Origin of the sequence: Anaerococcus tetradius ATCC 35098, assembly GCF_000159095.1 — a bacterium.
GTDB classification, from domain to species: domain Bacteria; phylum Bacillota; class Clostridia; order Tissierellales; family Peptoniphilaceae; genus Anaerococcus; species Anaerococcus tetradius.
The window spans coordinates 1-1,792 of sequence record NZ_GG666310.1; the positions used below are offsets into that span (position 1 = coordinate 1).

Here is a 1,792-nt window from a genome sequence, read left to right on the forward strand (position 1 = left end):
TATTCTGGAACAAATTTTAAAAGACCTGCATTTATTGAAATGATGGAAGATATCCGAACAGGCAGGATAAATTGTATCATAGTAAAAGATATGTCAAGGTTTGGTAGAGAGTATTTAGAAATCGCAAACTATATCGAAAAAGTATTTCCATTTTTGGGAGTTCGATTTATTTCCGTAAATGATAATCTGGATACTAAAGACGGTATAAAATCAGATCAGAGTTATGAAATAGCAATAAAAAATATCTTCAATGATTTATACACAAAAGATATTTCAAAGAAAATAAAAGCCTCCAAAGAAATAAAAATGAAACAAGGGTCTTTTATAGGAGCGATGGCTCCGTATGGCTATAAGGTTGATAAAATTGATGGAAAAAGAGTTCTGGTGATGGACAAAAAGGCAGCAGATGTAGTAAGACTTATCTTTTATGTGGCAAGTCAAGGTAAATCCAATATGCAAATAGCAAGAGAATTGACTAAAACATATACGACACCTGATGAATATAAAAGAACAGGTAAAATTTTTAAGGATAAAGAAGATACAAAACAATGGGATATTTCTTATATATCAAAAATGCTTTCTGATGAAGTATATATTGGGAATTTGATTCAAAGAGTATACTCAAATAGACATGATCCAAGTAGGAAAAGTAAGTTTCGTGATAAAGAAGAGTGGATTATAACAGAGAACACCCACGAAGGGTTAATAGACAAAACTACATTTGAAAATATCAGAGAGATAAAGGAGAAAAAACAAAACTATCTACCTTACCATTCACTGAAAAACATAATAAAAGACGGAAAAGAAAATGTTGGAGTAAAAATTCAAAGAGATTATAAAAAAGAAGGAAAGTATGACGACCTCATACAATGCAGTGTTTGTGGTAGAAATTTGAAAAAACAATATGGACCACGAGGACTGAAATATCATGATGAGATTTGCTATTGCTATTATTGTAAAGGTGGAGACAGATTAAAATTGGAAAAATCTCATGTCAGAATATATGAAACAGACCTCGACAAAATTTTAGTAGATACCTTAAAAAGACTGTTTTCAAGCTTTTATAAAAAGGATAAAAGATTACAACTAAAAATATATTTAGAAAATATAAGTGCTGAAAAGATAAATCAAGTTTCTATAAAAACAGATGTAAATAATAAAAAGATTGCTTCTCTTAGGATCAATCTACAAGAACAATATGAAAACTATGTTAAAGGAGAGGTTCTTTTAAGTGATTTTAAAATAGAAAGTAAAAAAATAAATAATCAAATAAAAACCTTAAAAAATGAGTTAAAAGTTTTTGATGAAAGAATAAGAAATATAAAAAAGAAAAAAAGAGAAATTATAGAATTTATAGATGTACTATTTTGCTGCTTGGATGCTAAAAGCATAGAAGTTGATAAAGAATTGGTCGATACGTTAATTAGCCATATAGAAATATCAGAGTATAAGCAGGTTACCATATATTTTAAGTTTAAACTTGATAAAGATGTGGGAAAGCAGTTGGAGGTAGAGCATGAATAAGATAGCTATATATTTAAGACTTTCTGAAGAAGATTATCACAAAGTAGATGAAAGTGAAAGTATAGCAAATCAAAGAGATTATATAAAAAGCTACATTGAAAATGAAACATCTTTAAAAAGTTGTGAAATAGAAGAATATGTAGATGATGGATATTCTGCCACTAATACAAATAGACCTTCATTTTTAAGGCTTATTGAGGATATAAAGAGTGGTAAAGTAGGAACTATAATTGTAAAAGATATGTCTAGGTTTTCAAGAGATTATATT

At 28.3% G+C, this 1,792-nt stretch carries 2 protein-coding genes; both read left to right on the forward strand.

What is annotated here, in order from left to right; genetic code table 11:
- Positions 1 to 1,524 (forward strand): recombinase family protein (locus tag HMPREF0077_RS09730; protein WP_004837845.1); only part of this gene is annotated, 1,524 nt, incomplete at its 5' end.
- The coding region (locus tag HMPREF0077_RS09735) for a recombinase family protein (RefSeq protein WP_004837846.1) at positions 1,517 to 1,792 on the forward strand (276 nt) is incomplete at its 3' end. The genes HMPREF0077_RS09730 and HMPREF0077_RS09735, both read left to right, overlap by 8 nt.